This window comes from Streptomyces sp. NPDC042002, assembly GCF_055588305.1.
This window is the reverse complement of record NZ_JBVJCT010000037.1, coordinates 13,540-34,172: the sequence shown is the minus strand read 5'-3', so window position 1 is coordinate 34,172 and position 20,633 is coordinate 13,540. Positions and strand designations below refer to the sequence as shown.

Here is a 20,633-nt window from a genome sequence, read left to right as displayed (position 1 = left end):
TCCCATGCACCAGTTCCCCGCCGACTTCCTCTGGGGGGTGGCCAGCGCCGGCCACCAGACCGAGGGCGACAACGTCGACAGTGACTGCTGGTTCGCCGAGAACGTGACACCGACCGTCTTCAAGGAGCGGTCGGGCAAGGCCTGCGACGGCTGGGAACGCTGGCGCGAGGACGTCGACCTGGCCGCCGCCCTGAACCTCAACGCCTACCGCTTCTCCGTCGAGTGGGCGCGCGTCGAGCCCGTGGAAGGCGAGTTCTCCGCCACCGCGCTGGCCCACTACGAGGCGATCGTCGACCACTGCGTCGAGCGGGGTCTGGCGCCGGTCGTCACGTTCCACCACTTCGTCGCCCCGCACTGGTTCGCCGCGCGCGGCGGGTGGCTCGACGCCGAGGCCCCGGAACGGTTCGCGCGCTTCTGCGACCGGATCATGACGGCCTTCGGTGACCGGATCGCGGTGGCGGTGACGATGAACGAACCCAACCTGCCGCCGATGCTCGCCTGGGCCGGGCTGCCCGACTTCGTCCGGGACCTGGAGCGCGCGACGCTGGAGGCCTGCACCCGGGCGGCCGGCGTCGAGCGCTACCGCCTCACCAACATCACGCTCGCCGAGGAGTCCGGCGCCCTGCTCGCGGGCCAGGCCGCGGGGCACCGTGCGGCCCGTGCGGCGATCAAGGCGCGTCGCGCGGATCTTCCCGTCGGCCTGTCGATCGCGGTCGTGGACGACCTCGTCCACGGCCCGGACCCCACCCTGCGCGACCGCAAGCGCGCCGAGGTCTACCAGCCCTGGCTCGAACTCGCCCGCGAGGACGACTTCATCGGCGTCCAGAACTACGAGCGGCACCACTACGACGCGAAGCGTGCGGTGAACGCCGACGGCACGCCTGCCGAGGGCGGGGTGATGAACCGTACCGACCCGGCGTCGCTCGGCAGTTGCGCGGAGTACGCCCATTCGGTGAGCGGCGTGCCGGTCCTGGTCACCGAGCACGGCATGCAGGCGGACGACGACACGAAGCGCGCCGCTTTCATCGAGCCGTCGCTGGCAGGTCTGCAGCAGGCGATGGACGGCGGCGTCCCGGTGCTCGGCTACTTCCACTGGACTCTTGTGGACAACTTCGAGTGGATCTTCGGCTTCGGGCCCAAGCTCGGGCTGCACAGCTTCGACCCCGTCACCTTCGAGCGCACGCCGAAACCGAGCGCGGGCCGCTACGGCGACCTGGTCGCGGAGCTGCGCCGTGGATGAGGTCTCCGCCGTCCGCTTCGAACATCGCGACGATCCGCTCGGCGTCGGGGAGGACCGCCCGCGACTCTCCTGGCAGGTCGCGAGCCGGCACGGCAGACGCCAGGCCGCCTACGAGCTGACCATCGGCGACGAGTTCTTCCACGTCGACTCGGCCGACTCCGTGCTGGTGCCGTGGCCCGCGAGACCGCTGGCGTCCCGCGAAGCGCGCGAGGTCAGGGTCCGTGTCATCGGCACCGACGGCGAGGTCTCCGACTGGAGCGACCCGGTCGGCGTGGAACGCGGTCTCATCGCCGACGACTGGGAGGCCGCGCTGATCGAGCCGGCCGGGGACGAGCGGGGGCCGGCGGCACTGCTGCGACGCTCCTTCCTCGCCGACGGCGAGATCGCCCGCGCCCGCCTCTACATCACGGCGCACGGGCTCTACGTGGCCGAACTCAACGGCGAGCGGGTCGGCGACGACACCCTCGCCCCGGGATGGACCAGCTACCACCACCGGCTGCGCTACCAGACCTACGACGTCACCGGGCAGGTGCGCGCCGGTGAGAACGCGATCGGGGTGCAGGTCGCCGACGGCTGGTGGCGAGGCCGGCTCGGGTTCGTGCCCGGGTGGCGCGACACCTACGGCAGCTCGCTGGGCCTGCTCGCCCAACTCGAGATCGACTACGCCGACGGCAGGCGTCAGGTCATCCCCACCGACGAGGGCTGGCGCTCCTCGACCGGGCCGATCCGGTCCGCGGATCTCTACGAGGGCGAGACCCACGACGCGACGATGGCCGTACCCGGCTGGTCGAGTCCCCGATTCGACGACCAGGAGTGGGGCGGTGTGCACCGCGGCGAGCGCGACCCCGCCACCCTGGTGGCGCCGTCGGGGCCGCCCGTCCGGGCGGTCGAGGAGCGCGTGCCGGTCGACACGATCACCACCCCCTCGGGCCGTACCGTCCTCGACTTCGGCCAGAACCTGGTGGGACGACTCCGCATCCGGGTGCGCGGCCGCCGCGGCGCGACCGTCACCCTGCGCCATGCAGAGGTGCTGGAGGGCGGCGAGCTCGGGGTGCGGCCGCTGCGCACGGCCACGGCCACGGACCGGTACGTGCTCGCCGGGGACGCCGTCGGCGAGGGCTGGGAGCCGTCCTTCACCTGTCACGGCTTTCGCTACGCCGAGGTGAGCGGCGACTACGACGAACTGGAGGCGACGGCGGTCGTCTACCACTCGGACATGCGCCGCACCGGCTGGTTCGAATGCTCCGACCCCTTGCTCAACCGTCTGCACGAGAACGTCGTGTGGGGGATGCGCGGCAACTTCGTCGACGTCCCCACCGACTGCCCGCAACGTGACGAGCGCCTGGGCTGGACCGGTGACATCCAGATCTTCGCGCCCACGGCCGCCTACCTCTTCGACTGCGCCGGCCTGCTCACCTCCTGGCTGGCCGATCTGGCCGCGGACCAGACCGCGGAGGGCGTCGTCCCGCTGTTCGTGCCAAGGATCGACTTCCCGGGCCCGTTCGCGGAACCGTCTCCGACGGCCGGCTGGAGTGACGCCGCGGTGATCGTCCCCTGGGTGCTCTACCAGCGGTTCGGCGATGCGGGGCTGCTCCGTCGCCAGTACGCGAGCATGCGGGCCTGGGTCGACGGCGTGACCGCGTCGCTTGGGCCGGCCGGCCTCTTCGACGAGCCGGCGTTGCAGCTCGGCGACTGGCTCGACCCGGCGGCACCTCCGGACGCGCCCTGGCAGGCCGAGACCGACGCGCACCTGGTGGCCACCGCCTACCGTGCGCACGTCGCCGGCCTGCTGTCCCGGATCGCCGCGGTGATCGGCGAGGAAGCGGACGCCGCCAAGTACGCCGACCTCGCCAACGGGGTCCGCCAGGCGTTCCACGACGAGTTCGTGACACCGGGGGGCCGGATCGCCGACTCCGGGCAGACCGGCTATGCCCTGGCGCTCGAGTTCGCCTTGCTGCCCGACGCCGGGCAACGCGCGCGGGCGGCCCGGCAACTGGTCCGGCTGGTACGGGAGAAGGGCCACAAGGTCGCCACGGGCTTCCTCGGTACCCCGGTGATCTGCGACGCCCTCACGTCCGCGGGGGCGATCGACGACGCCTACCAGATGCTGCTCCAGACCGAGTGCCCCTCCTGGCTGTATCCGGTGACGATGGGGGCCACCACGATCTGGGAACGCTGGGACTCCATGCTCCCCGACGGTTCGGTCAACCCCGGGGAGATGACGTCGTTCAACCACTACGCCCTGGGCTCGGTGGCCGACTGGATGCATCGCGTGGTCGCCGGGCTCCGGCCCGGCTCGCCGGGGTACCGGTCGCTGCGGATCGAGCCGCGACCCGGGGGACGGATCTCGTGGGCCCGCACGGCGCACCGCACTCCCTACGGCCTGGCCGAGGTCGCGTGGGAGCGAGCCGAGGGCGAACTCCGCGTCGACGTCACCGTGCCGACCGGGTCGGTCGCGACAGTCGTCCTGCCGGGTCTCGAACCCAGGGAGATCGAATGCGGCAGGCATCGCTTCGTGGTGCCGCACCCGGGCCCGCAGGCTGATCGCGAATGGCATCCGTCCCCGCCGTTTCCGCTCGACGAAATGCTCGCCGAAGGAGAAAGCTGACGGACAAGGTCGCGGGTTCGGCTGCCGCTACCGTGGCAGACATCCCCGGCGGCGCCACCGTCGCGATGGGCGGCTTCGGACTCCGTGGCATCCCGGCCTTGGTGAGGCCGTGAGGCCGCGCCCACCGTGGGAGTCATCGACGCGCAGGGTTCAAGCCACCGCGAAGGTGTTGGTCGCCGCACGCGGCCTACGACGGCGGGAAGAAGGTGCCCTGGGGACGGACCGGAGGCGCTGTTGTAGTTCTGACTGCGGCGCAGTCAGGGGTGTTCGTCGCCTCCTGGTAGGCGTTGGTGAGGAATGTGTGAACAGCGGGAAGCTGTTGCCGAACCGGGCGCAGCGGAAGGCCCGCCGCAGCCCGCCGATCACTGCCGCGTCGAAGCCGCACCCGGAAGGCCGAGTGCGCTGCTGGATCGCGCGATGGCGTGAAGGCATCCATAGTCGGTCACCGATCGGTGCATCCAGCCTCAAAGCTCGATCACAAATTACACACATCCCTCTCTTCATACTGGCCCCGATGGTCTAGATTGACCGTGCTTCAGCTGTTCGGACACGAGGCGACCGTTAATGATCTATAGGTCCGGTGCTGCGGGAAGCGGCCATTCGCGTTTCCGGCGCCAGACGTGGGGGTGATCAGTTCCTGGACTCCGAAGGTGGCCCTGGGTGCGGGGAGCACCCGAGGTTTCGACGGGTTCCCGCGCACTTCGAGAGTCTGGCAGGGCATTCGAGTCCGCTGTCGCCAGGTTGAGTTGTTCGAGTTGATCTGAAATAGCCGATATGCCATGCGCGGGAGGCGGGGCCTCCCGGGGGAGGAACAGCGCGGCGCGGGAGGCGGGGACCTCCCGGAACAGTGTTAGGCGACCACGTCGAACCACTGGGAACCTGGGGGGTTCTGTGCGGCAAGGGGGACTAGTCAGCCCGTTTCCGTCTGCGCGCGAGCGTCTGGCGAGCGGGGCGATCAACCAGCCCGCGATCGAGTGGGAGCAGCGGTATCGCCGTGCCGTGATCACCAGCGATACGGTGGCGACCGCGTTCGTGGTGGCGGCGATCGGCAACTTCTTCGGGGCCCGTGACGCGGCCAACTGGCACGAGAAGTGGGGGATTCTCGCGTTCGGCACCGAACTGCTGGTGCTGGGCGCGCTCGCGGTGAGCCGGTCATGGGCTCCGGCCGTGCTCGGCCAGGGCGCCGAGGAATTCCGCCGGCTCGGACGCTCGCTGTTCGCGGCGACCGTCGTACTGGCGCTCGGCGGGATCGCCCTCACCTCGCGCAACATCAAGTTATGGATCTTCGTCGCGATCCCCGCGATCGCGCTCACCACCATGACCGCGCGGTATCTGCTGCGCCTCCGGCTGCACAAGCAGCGAAAGGAAGGCCGGTGCCTGCGACCTGTGCTCGCTGCCGGAAGCGTGGCCACCGTGCGCGACCTGATCACCCGAACCCGTAAGTTCCCGCACCTCGGCTGGCGGGTGGACGCGGTGTGCACGACGGACGGTCTCGGGCTCGACGGTGACCACCTGGACGGAGTGCCGGTCGTCGGCCGGCTGTCGGACGTCGCGGGGCATGTCCAGCGCGAGGGCTACCGTGTCGTCGCGGTCACACCGGACCCGCACTGGTCACCGGACCGGCTGCAGCGGCTGGCCTGGAACCTCGAAGGCAGCGACGCCGAGATGGTCGTGGCCCCCGTGCTGATGGAGGTGGCCGGCCCGCGGCTGCACATCGACGCGGTGCTCGGGATCCCGCTGCTGCGGGTCAGTATGCCGACCTTCACCGGGGGCCGCCGGGCGATCAAAGGGGTCGTCGACCGCATAGGCGCAACGATTCTGCTGATGCTGTTCGCGCCGCTGATGGTGTTCGTCGGGCTGCTCGTGCTGGCGGACAGTCGGGGTGGGGCGTTCTATCGCCAGCGCAGGGTCGGCAAGGACGGCCGCGAGTTCACGATTCTCAAGTTCCGCACCATGGTCACCGGGGCCGACGGGGCACGTGCCGAACTGGCCGACCGCAACGAGGGCGCCGGCCTGCTGTTCAAGCTCCGCCGGGATCCACGGGTGACCCGGGTGGGAGCAGTGTTGCGCCGGTACTCGGTCGATGAGCTCCCGCAACTGTTCAACGTGCTCACCGGATCGATGTCGCTCGTCGGTCCGCGGCCTCCGTTACCGGAGGAGTCCGCCGCGTACGGCCCGGAGATCCGTCGGCGACTGCTGGTCAAGCCCGGGCTCACCGGCCTGTGGCAGATCAGCGGACGCAGCGACCTGTCGTGGGAGGAGGCGGTCCGGCTGGACCTGCGGTACGTGGAGGACTGGTCGCTCGCCCTGGACACAGTGATCTTGTGGAAGACGCTGCGTGCGGTGCTCTACGGGCAGGGGGCCTACTGATGCGAGGAAGTCGTCGTCCGGCCGACGCGCGGACCGCGGGCCGGCAGGGCCTGCCTGGGGGGAGGAACGGGTCATGAGAGTCAGCGTTTTCGGGCTCGGCTACGTGGGCTGTGTGTCGGCCGCGTGCCTGGCCAGCATGGGTCACGAGATCATCGGGGTGGACGTGAACCAGGTGAAGGTCGACCTGGTCAACGAAGGCAAGGCCCCGGTGGTCGAGGAGGGGATCGGCGAGCTCATCGCCGAGGTCGTGGGGACGGGAGCGTTACGCGCCACCGACGACGTCCGCGAGGCGATCCGCGGCAGCGAGGTGTCGCTGGTCTGCGTGGGTACACCGTCGGAGCCCAACGGCAGCCTGTGCACCACGTACTTGGAGCGGGTCACCGAGCAGATCGGCGCCGCGCTGGCCGAGCGGGGCGGGCGGCACACCGTCGTGTTCCGCAGCACCATGCTCCCGGGCACCTGCCTCAACCTGCTGGTACCGATCCTGGAGAAGTACGTCGGCGGAACAGCCGGGGTGGACATCGGGGTCGCGGTCAACCCGGAGTTCCTGCGCGAGGGCACGAGCGTGCGTGACTTCTTCGACCCGCCCAAGACAGTCATCGGCGAACTCGACCCGGCAAGCGGCGATGTGGTGGGAGCGCTGTACGACGGCTTGCCCGGCGAGGTGTTCCGGGTTCCGGTCCCGACGGCCGAGGCCATCAAATACGCGGACAACGCGTTCCACGGCCTCAAGATCGGCTTCGCGAACGAGCTGGGCGCGGTGTGCCAGGCGCTCGGGGTGGACTCGCACCAGGTGATGGACGTGTTCCTGGCCGACCGCAAGCTGAACATCAGCCCCGCCTACCTGCGGCCCGGCTTCGCCTTCGGTGGTTCCTGCCTGCCCAAGGACCTGCGCAGCCTGGTCCACGCGGCGCAGCGGGCCGATGTCTCGGTGCCCATCCTCGCCCATGTGCTCCCCTCCAACTCCGATCATCTGCAGCGCGCGGTGGAACTGGTCGAGCGCACCGGCAAGCGCCGGGTGGGCCTGTTCGGGTTGTCCTTCAAACCCGGCACCGACGACCTCCGCGAGAGCCCGCTCGTCGAGCTGGCGGAGAGGCTCTTCGGCAAGGGTTACGACCTGCGGATCCACGACGCCAACGTGAGCCTCTCCCGACTGCTCGGCGCGAACCGCGAGTACATCGAGACCCGGCTGCCGCACCTCGCGCAGCTGCTCGCGGATTCCGTCGAGGAGGTACTCGATCACGCCGAGGTGTGCCTCGTCGGGACCAGGGATCCGGCCGTGCTGTCGGCCCTGCCCCATGGCGGCGCCGGCCCGGTGATTGTCGACCTCATCCACCTTCCCGACGCCGATGCGCGCCGGGCCGAACCGGGATACATGGGCCTTGCTTGGTAACACGACCAGCGGCGACCGGCCGGACCGGCGTGCGCTGATCCTTGTGGAGAACCTGTCGGTGCCCTTCGACCGACGGGTGTGGCAGGAGTGCACGACACTGCGCGACGCGGGCTGGAAGGTGCACGTCATCTGTCCCCAGGGCAGTAAGCGGGACACCGAGCCGGAGGCGGAGATCGACGGGGTGCGGATCCACCGCTATCCCTTACGTGCGGCCACCGGAGGTCCGGCCGGCTATCTGCGGGAGTACGGATCGGCGTTGTGGCATACGGTCCGGCTGGCCCGGAAGGTCGGGCCGGTCGACGTGGTCCACGCCTGCAACCCGCCTGACCTGCTGTTCCTGCCGGCGCTGTGGCTGAAGCGGCGCGGAGCGCGGTTCGTCTTCGACCAGCACGACCTGGTACCCGAGCTGTACCTCTCCCGCTTCGGCCGCGGCGAGGATCTGCTCTACCGCGCCGTGTGCGCGCTCGAACGGCGGACCTACCGGGCCGCGGACGTCGTGCTCGCCACGAACGAGAGCTACCGGGATGTCGCGGTGCGCCGTGGCGGTCGGCGGCCGTCGGACGTGTTCGTGGTCCGCAGCGCGCCCGACATCGACCGGTTCCACCCCGTACCGCCCGAGCCGGAGCTGAAGCGCGGCAAGCCTCATCTGCTGTGCTACCTCGGCGTCATGGGCCCACAGGACGGCGTCGACTACGCCTTGCGGGCCCTCACGAAACTGCGCGACGAGCTCGGACGGACCGACTGGCACGCGGTGTTCGTCGGCGCCGGCGACACCTTCGACGCGATGGTGGAGCTGTCCCGGGAACTCGGGCTCTCGGAGCAGGTGCAGTTCACGGGGCGGATTCCGGACGCCGATCTGGTGCGCTACCTGTCCACCGCGGACGTGTGCCTCTCCCCCGACCCGCGCAATCCGCTCAACGACGTGTCGACCATGAACAAGGTCCTGGAGTACATGGTGATGGGCCGGCCGATCGTCTCGTTCGACCTCCGGGAGGCGCGAGTCTCCGCCGGTGACGCCGCCCTCTACGCACCCGCCAACGACGAGGCCGAGTTCGCGGGGCTCATCGCGCTGCTGCTGGACGATCCGGAGAAACGGGCCCTGATGGGCAAGATCGGCCAGGAGCGGATCAGCGGGGCGCTCTCCTGGCGGAACTCCCAGCGATCGCTGCTCGCCGCCTACACCGCCGCCTGCCATGACGACGCTCCGGTGTCGGAGGGCGACCCGGACCGTGCAAGACGGAGGCCGCACCGTTGAGCGATGACACGATACGGCTGGCCACGATCGGGCGGATCATCCGTCGGCGCTGGCGGCTTCTCACCATCCTCGCCTTGGTGGGAGCGCTCATCGGGTACGGCGCCTCCCTGCTGTTTCCGCCGCGCTACACGACGTCGGCATCGGTACTGCTGCCAGGTGCGTGGGAGGAGCGCGAGCTGCTGACCCAGGCGGAGATCGCGACCAGTTCGGTGGTGGTCGACCGCGCGGCCGCCACGCTTCACTGGCATGGGGTCAGCGGCAGCGAGCTGCGGGATCAGGTGAGTGCCAAGGCCGCCGACGCGAACATCATCAAGATCTCGGGCACGGCCGACACCCCCGAGCGCGCACAGCAGCTCTCGGACCAGGTGGCCCAGCAGTTCGTCGCGTTCGCCGCGCGGATCGTGGACGACAACACCGACCCCGAGGCGGCGGCTCAGCTCGAGGCACTGCAGCAGATGGTGGTGCAGACCAACCGCCGCATCACCGACCTCGCCGATGCGACCGATCCGGGCCAGACCGTGGAGAGCGTGCAGACCCGCACCGAACTCGAGAAGCTGCGCACCTCGCTGCAGGAGGCCATCACCAAGCTGGACCAGGCCGGCCCGGCCGCGAACAAGGCCAACATGGTCGTCATGGGGTCGGCCGCCCGACCGACCGGCGAGGCACCGCCGACGAGGATTCAGCTCATCGTAGGCGGGGCGCTGCTCTCCTTCCTGCTCGCGGTCGTCGGACATCTCAGCGCCGCACGGATGAGCCGCCGACTGCGCACCGAACCGGAGATCGCCGCGGCGCTGGGCTCGACGCTGTTGGGCACCGTCGACGTACCTGGTGAACGCTCCGGGCACCGGCCGGAGCGCCGTGGCACTCGGGCCCGGATCCGCCGGCTGCTGGGCGTCGACACCCGGTGGGACATGCCGACCCCGCTGACATCCGGCGACGAGGCCAGCAGACAGATCCGCTACCGGCGGGTTTCCACCCGTCTCCGGGACCAACTGCCCTCCCCTCGACGGCTGTTGGTCGTCGTCCCGGACGGCGACGAGATCGCCCGCCGGGCCGCCGGGCAGCTCGTCGCCGAGGCCGGGAACGATCCGATGCTGCGGGTGGCGGGGGTCTCGGCGTCCCAACCGCTGGTGCCGGACCGCGACAACGAGTCCGGTGTCCTGGTCGTGCTCAGCGCGGGCGCCTGGACCGCAGTTGAGCTCGCCGGCATCGCCGAGGCCTGTACGGACGCCAAGCACGAGGTCGTCGGCATCGTCCTCGCCGGCCCGGTCCGGGCCCGTGCGACGAAATCCGCCGACCGTCCTCGGGATGCCGCCACGCCGGTGCTCGCGGTGCGCAACGACGCGAAGGGAAGTGCAGGGTGACGACGAGTACGACTCCGGAGTCGTCGGCCGCCGCTCCGCTGCTCGACCTGCAGGCGCTGGTGGTGGCGGTGCGGAGGCGGCGCCGTCTCTGGTGCTCCATGGCACTGCTGGGGCTGCTCGTCGGCACCGCGGCGGCGGTCCTGCTGCCGCCACCGCCGACCGCCGTGGCCAAAGTGCTGGTCGCGCATCAGGAGGACCAGCCGAACGATCCCGGAACGCTGATCCGCACCGACGTCGGACTGCTGCAGACCACGCGGATCGCCGCCGAAGCCCTGCGGTCCCTCGGGTCCCCGGAAGACCCTCAGGACTTCCTGCGGGAGTACGGGGCTGTCGGCCTGACCAACAACCTGCTGCAGATCACTGTGACCGGTAAAAGCGACGCGGAGGCGGTGGCCCGCGCGAAGGCGCTGGCCGACGCGTTCGTCGCCGACCATGTGACGCGGATAAAGAACACCACCAACGCCGAGGCCAAGGCCCTGCTCGACCAGCGTGACCGGATGCAGGCCGAACTCGCCCAGGTCAACAAGGCGATCGGGGACGGATCGTCGCAGAGCGGGCCGAAGGCGTCGGCGGACCTGGAGTCCCTCTTCGCCAGCCGGGCCGAACTCACCTCGCGGATCACCGATTTCAGCCAGCGCGCCGCGGAGGCGCGCATCGGCACACCCCAGCTCATCGTCGGCACGCAGGTCGTGGACGCACCGCGCGCGGTGCGGCACTCTCTGCCCAGAACCGCTGCCGCCAACGCCGCGATCGGGCTCGTCCTCGGGCTCGTCCTCGGGCTCGCGGTGGCCGCGGTCGGCACGGTGGTGGCGGACCGCCCCGTGCTCCGCCGGGACATCGCGGCGAACCTCGGCGCCTCGGTCATCGCAGAGCTGCCCCGTCGGCCGGCCAGGCTGTGGCGACGCCGACGGATCCGGGCGGCACGCGAACGGCTCACCGCGTCACTGGCCCGCGTGCACAGCTCCACGGAACCGGTGTCACTGCTGGAACTGGGCTGTGCGCGCAACGCGAGCGTGATCGCCCTGGACCTCGCCAGGGCACTGGCGGCGGACGGGCCGGTGGTCATCGTCGATGATCTGCCCGGCCAGCAGCTCGCCAAGCGCCGCCCGAAACCAGGAGACCCGGCCGTGGTAAGCGCCGGGCATGCCGCGGCCGTGTCCCATCAGGAGCGCCGGCTCGGCGTCGGCTCGGTGGCGCCCGGCACGGCGTGGACCGACCTCCAGTACCTCGGCACACAGACCGTGCTCGTCGTGCGTGCCGGGCACGGCAGTGCCGCATGGCTGCACACCGTGGCGCGGCAGCTCGCCGACCAGCGCGTTCCGGTGATCGGTGTGGTGCTGATCGACCCCGATCCGCGTGACCGGACCGACGGCACGCTGTGGGACGGGCCGCACACCGCGCTGCGCGGCCAGAACGAGCTGCCGGCCCGGCAGAACGGGACGGGCCGGCGGCGGGCTGAGCGGCTGCCGACGTGGGCGGCACGCGTCCCGGACAGCGACCAGGAGGCGCGGTAGACATGTGTGGCATCGCAGGAACCTACCGGTGGCCGGACGGAAAGGCCGTGGCCGACCGGCTCACCGATACCCTCGCCCACCGCGGTCCGGACGGGGCGGGCCGGTACAGCCACCCCGTCGGTGACGGCGAAGTGCACCTCGGACACCGCCGGCTGGCCATCATCGACCTGTCCGAGACCGGCGCCCAGCCGATGGCCTCGGGCGGCCTCGTCCTGACGTACAACGGCGAGCTGTACAACGCGCCCGAGCTGCGTGCCGAGCTGGCAGCCGCCGGGGTGCGCTTCCGCGGTACCTCCGACACCGAGGTGCTGCTGGAGGCCTGGCGGCGCTGGGGCACGGACTGTTTGCCCCGGCTGCGCGGCATGTTCGCGTTCGGCATCTTCGACGAGCGAACCGGTGAGCTGGTGCTCGCCCGCGACCAACTCGGCATCAAGCCACTGTTCCTGCTCCGACGCGGCGAAGGTCTGGTGTTCGCCTCCGAACTCAAGGCGCTCGCCGCCGTGACCGGTGGGTCGCTCCAGGTGGACCATGCGGCGCTGGTGGCCTCGCTGCTGTACTACTGGGTGCCGGACTCACGGTGCGCGTTCCGCGAGGCGGAGAAGCTGCCGCCGGGAAGCTGGCTGCGGTGCCGGCCCGACGGCCGGGTGGAGCGGGGCCAGTACTGGAACCTGAGGGACGTCGCCGCCGAGGGCCGGCAGCGGGCCCAGGACGGCGAGCAGCCGGATATCGCTGCCGTCGTCGAGGAGTCGACCCGGCGCCACCTGCTCTCCGACGTCCCCGTGGCGACCTTCCTCTCCGGCGGTCTCGACTCCAGCTACCTGACCGCGCTGGCGGCCCGCGACCGCCCCGGGATCTCGGCTTACACGATCGGGTTCCGCGCCGAGGACGCCAGGTTCGAGGCGATGCCGGACGACCTGCGCTATGCCCGGCAGGTGGCCGAGCGGTTCGGCGTGGACCTGCACGAGATCGAGATCGCTCCGAACGTACTCGACCTGCTGCCGCGGATGACCTACCACCTGGACGAGCCGATCGGTGACCCCGCCGCGATCAACACGTTCCTGATCTGCTCGGCCGCCCGGGAAGCCGGGGTCAAGGTGATGCTCTCGGGGATGGGTGCCGACGAGCTGTTCGCCGGTTACCGCAAGCACCTGGCCAACCTGATCGCGCTGCGCTACCAGCGCGTCCCGCGGCCGCTGCGACGCGGACTGTCCGCGGCCGTGGACCGGCTGCCGGTCGCCACGGCCCGCCGGGGGTACCGGTCGGTGCGCTTCGCGAAGCGGTTCCTCTCCTTCGCCGATCTGCCGGAGGAGACCGCGTTCCGGCGCAGCTACACCATGTACGACCAGGACGAGCTGCTCGCCCTGGTCGATCCGGACCTGGCCGGGACGGTCGAGGACGTGCTGACCGAGCACGCGGACATCTACGAGGACAACGACCTCGACGACTTCGTCAACCGTATGTGCCTGGGCGACGCCCGGATGTTCCTGCCTGGCCTGAACCTCGCCTACACGGACCGGTCGAGCATGGCCGCCTCGACCGAGGTGCGGGTGCCGTACGTGGACGTCGAGGTGGTCAGGGCGGCGTTCGCCGTGCCCGGTGATCGCAAGATCGTCGGACGGCAGGGCAAGGCCGTCCTCAAGGAGGCGGCCTCCTCGGTCCTGCCCCGGGAGATCGTGTACCGGCCGAAGGGCCTGTTCAGCGCGCCGCTGCGGGCCTGGATGAGCCGGGATCTGGCACCGCTGGTGCGTGAGGTGGTCAACGACGGCGTGCTCGTCCGTTCCGGGATCCTGCGCCGCGACGCGCTGGCGCGCATGGTCGCCGAGGACGCCGCCGGGCAGCGGGACTTCTCCAAGCATCTGTGGCATGTGCTGACGCTCGAGTACTGGTATCGCGGCGCGACCTCCGGCTCCGGCCAGAGCCAAGCGGCTTGACAGCGTTGAAACAAGAGGAGCTCGGGTGAAACAGGTTGTTCAGAACTACAAGAGCGGCGAGCTGGCGGTGCTCGACGTGCCGGTGCCGGGCTGCAAGCCGGGCGGCGTGCTGGTCCGCAGCGCCTACTCGCTGATATCCACCGGGACCGAGCTCATGAAGGTGTCCGAGGCCGGCATGTCGATGCTGGGCAAGGCCCGCTCCCGTCCGGACCAGGTGGCCAAGGTCATGCAGAGCGTGGCCACCAACGGGGTGCCCGCCACCTACCGCAAGGTGATGGGCAAGCTGGACTCCTACACGCCGCTGGGCTACTCGCTGTGCGGGGTGGTCGAGCAGGTAGGCACCGGGATCGACGACGTGGCGGTCGGCGACCTCGTGGCCTGCGCCGGCAACGAGCACGCGTTGCACGCCGAGCTGAACTGGGTACCGAGGAACCTCTACGCCCCGGTGCCGGACGGCCTCGCGCCGCGGCACGCGGCCTTCGGCACCGTCGGGTCGATCGCGATGCAGGGCGTGCGCCAAGGCGAGCCGCAGCTCGGCGAGGTGGCGCTGGTCATCGGCCTCGGGCTGATCGGGCAGCTCGTGGCGCAACTGCTTGCCGCCTCGGGGGTCCGCGTCGTCGGGGCCGACCCCGACCCGGTGCGCTGCAAGCTCGCCGAGAGCCTGGGTGCTGTGGCCTGCGGCGATCCCGCGTCCGCGGCCGTGGAGGCCGCCGTCGCCGAACTCACCGGCGGGCACGGCGTGGACCAGGTGTACCTGGCCGCCGGTGGCGGCAGCAACCAGCCCGTCGAGCTGGCCGCGCGGCTCTGCCGGGACCGAGGCCGGGTCGTCGACATCGGCAAGTGCCGCCTGGACCTGCCGTGGAACGCGTACTACGAGAAGGAGCTCGACGTCCGGTTCTCGCGCTCGTACGGCCCCGGGCGCTACGACCCGGAGTACGAGCTCGAGGGACGGGACTACCCGATCGGCTACGTGCGCTGGACGGAGCGCCGCAATCTGGCGTGTTTCCTCGATCTCCTGGCCCGCGGCCGCGTCGACGTGGAGCCCCTGGTCTCCCACGTCGCCGACTTCGACGACGCCGTCGAGACGTACCAGCACATGAAGGACGGTGAACTGAAGGCCGTGGCCGTGCTGTTCCGGTATCCCCAGCAGAAGGCGGAAGCGGGGGAAGCGGAGGCCCCGGCGGTGGCCGTGCCCGCGGTGCGACGCGGCGGCGGAGCGTCCGCCCCGGCCCGGTCCGCCCATGCGCCGGTGCGGCTGGCGTTCGTCGGTGCGGGAAACTACGCGACGTCGATGCTGCTGCCGCACCTGGGACAGCGCGACGGCGTCGAGTTGGCCACGGTCGTCACCACGACGGCGCTGTCCGCGGCCAACGCGCAGCGGAAGTTCGGCTTCACCGAGGCGACCACCGATCTCGACGCCGTGCTCGGCGACAAGTCCATCGACGCGGTGTTCGTCGTCACCCGGCACAGCTCGCACGCCGAACTGACCCGGAAGGCGCTGCTGGCCGGCAAGACGGTGTTCGTCGAGAAGCCGTTGGCGCTCAGCGAGGACGAGCTGGCCGGCGTGCTCGCGGCGGTGGAGGAGTCCGGCAACGACCGGCTGCAGGTGGGCTTCAACCGCCGGTTCGCGCCGCTGTTGCAGGAGGCCAGGAAGCGGTTCGGCGCCCGGACCGGTCCGGCGAGCCTTCGCTACCTGGTCAACGCGGGCCGTCTTGGACACGGCAGTTGGTACCTCCAGCAGGGCACCGAGGGCTCGCGCTTCGCCGGCGAGGGCGGGCACTTCATCGACACGGCGAGCTGGCTGCTCGGGGCCGACCCGGTGTCCGTGTACGCGGTCGCCCCGTCCGGCAACGAGGACCTCCAGGTCGTGCTCCGCTACCCGGACGGATCCACCGCCGCCATCAGCTACGTCACCAACGGCGCGGCCGGATTCCCCAAGGAGACGCTGGACCTCGTCGCGGACGGCAAGGTGCTGCGGCTCGACGACTTCGTCCGCGCCTCCGTGTATTCCGACGGCGGGGCCGACCGCAAGCGGTGGGTCAGTTCGCGGCTGCCCAAGGCCCGGGACAAGGGCCAGTCCGCCGAACTGGCCGCGTTCGTCAAGGCCGTACGGACCGGCGGGCCGATGCCGGTGCCGCTGGAGTCGCTGGTCGCCACGACGTCGGCCACCCTCGCCGTGCAGGCCGGCCTGGCCGGCGGCGTGCCGGTGACGTTGGCGAGGGCGCGATGACCATGAGCGCGGGCTGGTACCTGCGGCGGCTGTCCAGGATGGGACCGCGGGAGGTCGGCGGCCGGGTGGGCGACGCGGTGCGCAGGCGGCGGTGGCGGTCGGCGCGGCCGGACTGCCCGAGCGTGACCGGTGCCCGGTTCACCGCGGTACTGCCCGCCCAGGCGATCGCCGCGATACCTCCGGACGCCGCGAAACGTCTCATCGCCGAGGCGGACCGGCTGATGTACGGGCACGCCGAGTATTTCGGGGTGGTCCGCGACGACCTGGACGACCCGGACTGGTGGTGCGACCCGAAGACCGGGCGCCGCGCTCCCTGGGGCTACGCCTTCGACGTGCCGTACCGGAACGAGGACGCGGTCGGGGACATCAAGCAGATCTGGGAGCTGTCCCGGCATCAGTACCTCACCGTGCTCGCCGCCGCCTACGCGATCACCGGGGAGGAGCGGTACGCCGAGCGAGTGGCCGAGCACCTGCGTTCCTGGTGGACGGCCAACCCACCGCTGCGCGGCGTGCACTGGATCAGCGGCATCGAGCTGGGCATCCGGCTGCTGTCCTGGGTGTGGATCCGCCGGCTGCTCGACGACTGGCCGGGCGCGACCGGGCTGTTCGAGGGCAACCCGGCGGCGCTGAACCAGATCTGGCACCACCAGCGCTGGCTGGCCGCCTTCCCCAGCCGGGGGTCCTCGGCGAACAACCACGTCATCGCCGAGGCCGCCGGACAGTTCGCCGCCGCCTGCGCGTTCGGGTGGTTCCCCTCCTCGGCGCGCTGGCGAGCCGGCGCGCTGCGGTCGCTGGAGCGGCATCTGCGCGGCAACACCTTCGACTCCGGCCTCAACCGCGAGCTGGCCACCGAGTATCACGGACTGGTGCTGGAGCTCGGCCTGGCCGCGGTGGCCGAGGCGGATGCCGCCGGCGTGCCGGTGCCCGCGGCGATCCGGCTGGTACTGCTGCGGATGACCGACGCGCTCGCGGCCGTCGTGGACAACCGGTTACGGCCGCCGCGCCAGGGGGACGCGGACGACGGACACGGCCTGATCGTGGACGGCGCGGGCACCGACCGCTGGGCCTCGCTGCTGGCCACCGGGGACGCCGTGTTCGGCCGGCTCGCCTGGTGGCCGACGGTGACCGGCACCGATGTACGCACCCCACTGCTGGCCGCGCTCATCCGGCCGTACTCGAAGAACGGAACGGCACCGGCCGTGTCCCGTCCGGCAAGCCGACCGGCGCATTTCCCCGACGCGGGCATGAGCATCCTGCGCGGTCCGGCGGAGATCTGGTGCCGCTGCGACGGTGGGCCGCACGGATTCCTGTCCATCGCCGCGCACGCTCACGCGGACGCGCTGTCCGTGGAAGTCCGGCACGACGGGGTCGACGTGCTCGCCGACCCGGGGACGTACTGCTACCACGGGCAGCCCGAGTGGCGGCAATACTTCCGGTCGACCCTCGGCCACAACACCCTGCGGCTGGACGGCGGTGACCAGTCCGTCTCCGGCGGCCCGTTCCTGTGGACCCGGCAAGCCCGCAGCCGCGTCCTGACCGCGGACCCGTCCGACGCCTCCGACGGGGGGACGGCCCGCTGGTGTGCCGAGCACGACGGTTACCAGCACTCCGTGCACCGCCGCCGAGTGGAGCTGACGGCCGCGAGCCAAGAACTGAGGGTGGTCGACGAGGTGCGCGGCCCGCGCCGGGCCGTACAGCTGGCCTTCCACCTCGGCCCGGCGATCACCGCGGACCTGGTGGGGAACCGGGCCCTCCTCATCTGGACCCGGGACGGCGAGGACCGCTCCGCGGCGCTCGACCTGCCCGAAAAGCTGTGCTGGACGGCCCATCGCGGCGAGAGTGACCCGCCACTGGGCTGGTACTCCGCCGGCTTCGGGCGCAAGGAACCCACCACAACGCTCGTCGGCACCGGCTTCGCCGACGGCACGCAGGGGTTCACCACCGTACTCAGGTTCCACGGCTAGGGAGGACGCTTGGGGATCAAGTGGCGGCATCAGGCGTTGCCGACGGCACTGCTGGCGCTGGCCCTGCTGGCGGCGACCGGCTGTGAGAGCATGCCGAGCGCGCGTCCGAAGCCGACCGCCGCGCCATCCACGCCCGTGGCCCGCGTGTGCGCCAAGCCCGCGGCCGGGCCGGCGAAGGCGCCGGCGGGCGCGGTGACGGTCGACCCCGCGGTGACCGGCGACCTGGCCGCGAAAACCAAGAGCCACCCCCCGAACACCACGTTCTGGCTTCGACCGGGCAAGCACAGGCTCGAACCGGACCGCTACGCCCAGGTCGTCCCCAAGCAGGGGAACGTCTACCTCGGCGCGCCGGGCGCGGTACTCGACGGCCGGAAGACCAACCAGTACGCGTTCGGAGGCAGCGCCCGCGATGTCACCATCCGCTACCTGACCGTGCAGGGTTTCGTCGCGCCGCGCGACGAAGGGGTGGTCAACCACGACTCGGCCGACGGGTGGGTGATCGAGCACGCGACGATCCAGAACAACTCCGGCGCCGGGCTGATGGCCGGTGCCCGCCAGCGGGTCCTCGCCGACTGCCTGCGCGGCAACGGCCAGTACGGCATGAACGCTTACCAGGCCACCGGCCGTATCACCGGTCTGGTGGTCGAGGGCAACGAGATCGTGGGCAACAACAGGGACGACTGGGAGCGGCGGCGGCCGGGCTGCGGCTGCACCGGAGGCGTCAAGTTCTGGGACGTCAACGGCGCCGACGTACGCGGCAACTGGGTGCACGACAACCGCGGAACCGGGTTGTGGGCGGACACCGACAACAACGACTTCCTCATCGAGGACAACGTGCTCGAGGACAACGACGGTGCCGCGCTGATCTACGAGACCAGCTACAACGCGGTCATCCGGAAGAACACGATCCGGCGGAACAACTGGGTCGAGGGCCGCAAGTACGCCGACCGCGGCGACAACTTCCCGTTCGCGACCATCTACCTGTCCGAGTCCGGCGGCGAACCACGGATCCCGGCCCGCACGGACAAGATCGAGATCTATCGGAACGTGCTGGAGAACAACTGGTCCGGGATCACGCTGTGGGAGAACGCCGACCGGTTCTGCAACAGCCCGGCCAACACCTCGTCCGGTGAATGCACGCTGCTGGTGAAGAAGACCGACCGCTGCGTACAGCCGGCGATCGCCACCGCACCGCTCTACTCCGACTGCCGGTGGAAGACCCAGCGGGTGGACATCCACGGCAACCGCTTCGTGCTGGACAAGTCCGTCGTCGACTGCACGGTGAAGTGCGACCGAATGGCGGTGCTGGCCAACTACGGCACCTATCCGGACTGGTCGCCGTACCAGGGCGAGCGGGTGGCCGAGGCGATCACCCGCGAGCAGCACAACCGCTGGCACGACAACGTCTACGTCGGACCATGGATGTTCGTCGCCCACGACCCGAGCCGGATCCTCGACTCCGGGCAGTGGCAGGGCACGCCGTACCAGCAGGACGCGGGCAGCGCCTTCCGCGCGCAGGACGGTGATTGAGATGGGCGCGGACCACCCGTCGAAGATCGTCGCGACAGTCTGGGGGCTGCTGATCCTCAACACGCTCGGCTCCGCCGGGGCCAGGACCATCGTCCCGCTGCCCCGCTCCCTCATCCAGATGGTCACCATGGGCGCGCTGGTCGCCGCGTTCACGCTGGCGCTCGCGGTCAATCTCCGTCTGCACATCCGAGCCAGCGCCTTCTTGTTCCTGCTCACCCTGCTGCTGGGGCTGAGCGTGATCTCCAGCGCCAACCTGGAGTCCGGGTTCGGCGCGCTGTTCCGCTGCGCCCGGCTGGCTCTCTTCGTCGGCACGCTGTGGCTGCTCAGCCGCTGGTGGGACGGCGGCCCGACGTTCGTCCGGCACCACATCCGGATGTACTTCGCGGTGCTCGGGTCGGTGGCCGCCGGTCTGGTCATCTCACCGGGCGCGGCCCTGCCCGACCTCTACGGCGGGCGGCTGGTCGGCGCGTTGTGGCCGCTCACCCCGCCGCAGATCGGACAGTACGCCGCGGTGATCATCGGGCTTACCGTGCTGCTCGTTCTGGGCCGCCGGACCGACAGGACCAGCGCGGCGGTGATCATCGTGCCGTCACTCGTCCTGCTCGCGCTGACCCATACCCGGACGGCCACGCTCGGCCTGCTCGTCGGGCTGGCGTTGGCGATCGGCTCGCTCATCCTGACCAGCGCCGCCGCCCGCCGGTTCTTCACCTGGGCGGTGCTGTCCGCCGCCGTGGCCGCGGTGGGGTTCGCCTCAGCGCTGCAGGCGTGGTTCCTGCGCGGACAGAGCCAGGAGAATTTCTCCAGCCTCACCGGTCGGGCCAAGGTCTGGGACGCCCTGCTGGCAGCACCCCGAACGACCTCGGAGTACCTGCTCGGCGTGGGCCTGGGCGACAAGTCGTTCGGCGGGCTGCCGATCGACAACAGCTGGCTGGCGGTGTTCAACGAGCAGGGTATGACCGGCGTCGCCCTGGTGGCGGCGATCGTCATCGTGCTGGGCGGTGTCGCGTTGCTGCGGCCGCCGTCGCTGTCGCGGGCCTGCGCGATCTTCCTGATCAGCTACTGCGCGATCGCGTCGTACACCGAGGCCGGGCTCGGCGACGCCTCGCCGTATCTGCTGCATCTGGCCGTGGCCGCCTCGCTGCTGGCGGCCCCGGCCGCGGCCACTCCCCTCTCGACGCCGGAAGTCCCCCGACAAGGCGTCCCGCGCTGGGCCCGGAGATCGGAGGTGACCTGA

12 protein-coding genes are annotated in these 20,633 nt (G+C 70.8%); all 12 read left to right on the top strand.

What is annotated here, in order from left to right:
• Positions 1-4: 4 nt before the first annotated feature.
• The 12 genes from ACZ6KY_RS34530 (at position 5) to ACZ6KY_RS34475 (ending at position 20,633) form a co-directional block, all read left to right on the top strand.
• Positions 5-1,240, top strand: a complete 1,236-nt coding sequence (locus ACZ6KY_RS34530; protein ID WP_469314195.1) for a family 1 glycosylhydrolase — start codon at positions 5-7, stop codon at positions 1,238-1,240.
• Positions 1,233-3,848: a glycoside hydrolase family 78 protein gene (locus ACZ6KY_RS34525; RefSeq protein WP_469314194.1), complete on the top strand. Its 2,616-nt coding sequence runs from the start codon at positions 1,233-1,235 to the stop codon at positions 3,846-3,848. Before ACZ6KY_RS34530 ends, ACZ6KY_RS34525 begins: the two co-directional genes overlap by 8 nt.
• Before the next feature lie 891 nt (positions 3,849-4,739).
• On the top strand, positions 4,740-6,218 hold the full coding sequence (locus ACZ6KY_RS34520) for a sugar transferase (RefSeq protein WP_469314193.1): 1,479 nt from the start codon (positions 4,740-4,742) through the stop codon (positions 6,216-6,218).
• Positions 6,219-6,291: 73 nt separating this feature from the next.
• A complete protein-coding gene (locus tag ACZ6KY_RS34515) occupies positions 6,292-7,611 on the top strand; it encodes a nucleotide sugar dehydrogenase (protein WP_469314192.1) in 1,320 nt (439 codons plus the stop codon).
• On the top strand, positions 7,568-8,866 hold the full coding sequence (locus ACZ6KY_RS34510) for a glycosyltransferase family 4 protein (RefSeq protein WP_469314191.1): 1,299 nt from the start codon (positions 7,568-7,570) through the stop codon (positions 8,864-8,866). The genes ACZ6KY_RS34515 and ACZ6KY_RS34510 overlap by 44 nt, the downstream gene beginning before the upstream one ends.
• On the top strand, positions 8,863-10,230 hold the full coding sequence (locus ACZ6KY_RS34505; protein WP_469314190.1) for a Wzz/FepE/Etk N-terminal domain-containing protein: 1,368 nt from the start codon (positions 8,863-8,865) through the stop codon (positions 10,228-10,230). The genes ACZ6KY_RS34510 and ACZ6KY_RS34505 overlap by 4 nt, the downstream gene beginning before the upstream one ends.
• On the top strand, positions 10,227-11,744 hold the full coding sequence (locus tag ACZ6KY_RS34500) for a Wzz/FepE/Etk N-terminal domain-containing protein (RefSeq protein ID WP_469314189.1): 1,518 nt from the start codon (positions 10,227-10,229) through the stop codon (positions 11,742-11,744). Before ACZ6KY_RS34505 ends, ACZ6KY_RS34500 begins: the two co-directional genes overlap by 4 nt.
• A 2-nt stretch (positions 11,745-11,746) precedes the next feature.
• Positions 11,747-13,675: an asparagine synthase (glutamine-hydrolyzing) gene (gene asnB, locus ACZ6KY_RS34495; RefSeq protein WP_469314188.1), complete on the top strand. Its 1,929-nt coding sequence runs from the start codon at positions 11,747-11,749 to the stop codon at positions 13,673-13,675.
• A gap of 25 nt (positions 13,676-13,700) precedes the next feature.
• Positions 13,701-15,905, top strand: coding sequence for a bi-domain-containing oxidoreductase (locus ACZ6KY_RS34490; RefSeq protein ID WP_469314187.1), 2,205 nt, complete (start codon positions 13,701-13,703; stop codon positions 15,903-15,905).
• A complete protein-coding gene (locus ACZ6KY_RS34485) occupies positions 15,902-17,869 on the top strand; it encodes an alginate lyase family protein (protein WP_469314186.1) in 1,968 nt (655 codons plus the stop codon). Before ACZ6KY_RS34490 ends, ACZ6KY_RS34485 begins: the two co-directional genes overlap by 4 nt.
• Positions 17,870-17,878: 9 nt before the next feature.
• Positions 17,879-19,399: a right-handed parallel beta-helix repeat-containing protein gene (locus ACZ6KY_RS34480; protein ID WP_469314185.1), complete on the top strand. Its 1,521-nt coding sequence runs from the start codon at positions 17,879-17,881 to the stop codon at positions 19,397-19,399.
• A gap of 1 nt (position 19,400) precedes the next feature.
• Positions 19,401-20,633 (top strand): O-antigen ligase domain-containing protein, encoded by a 1,233-nt coding sequence (locus tag ACZ6KY_RS34475; protein WP_469314184.1) that lies wholly within the window; start codon positions 19,401-19,403, stop codon positions 20,631-20,633.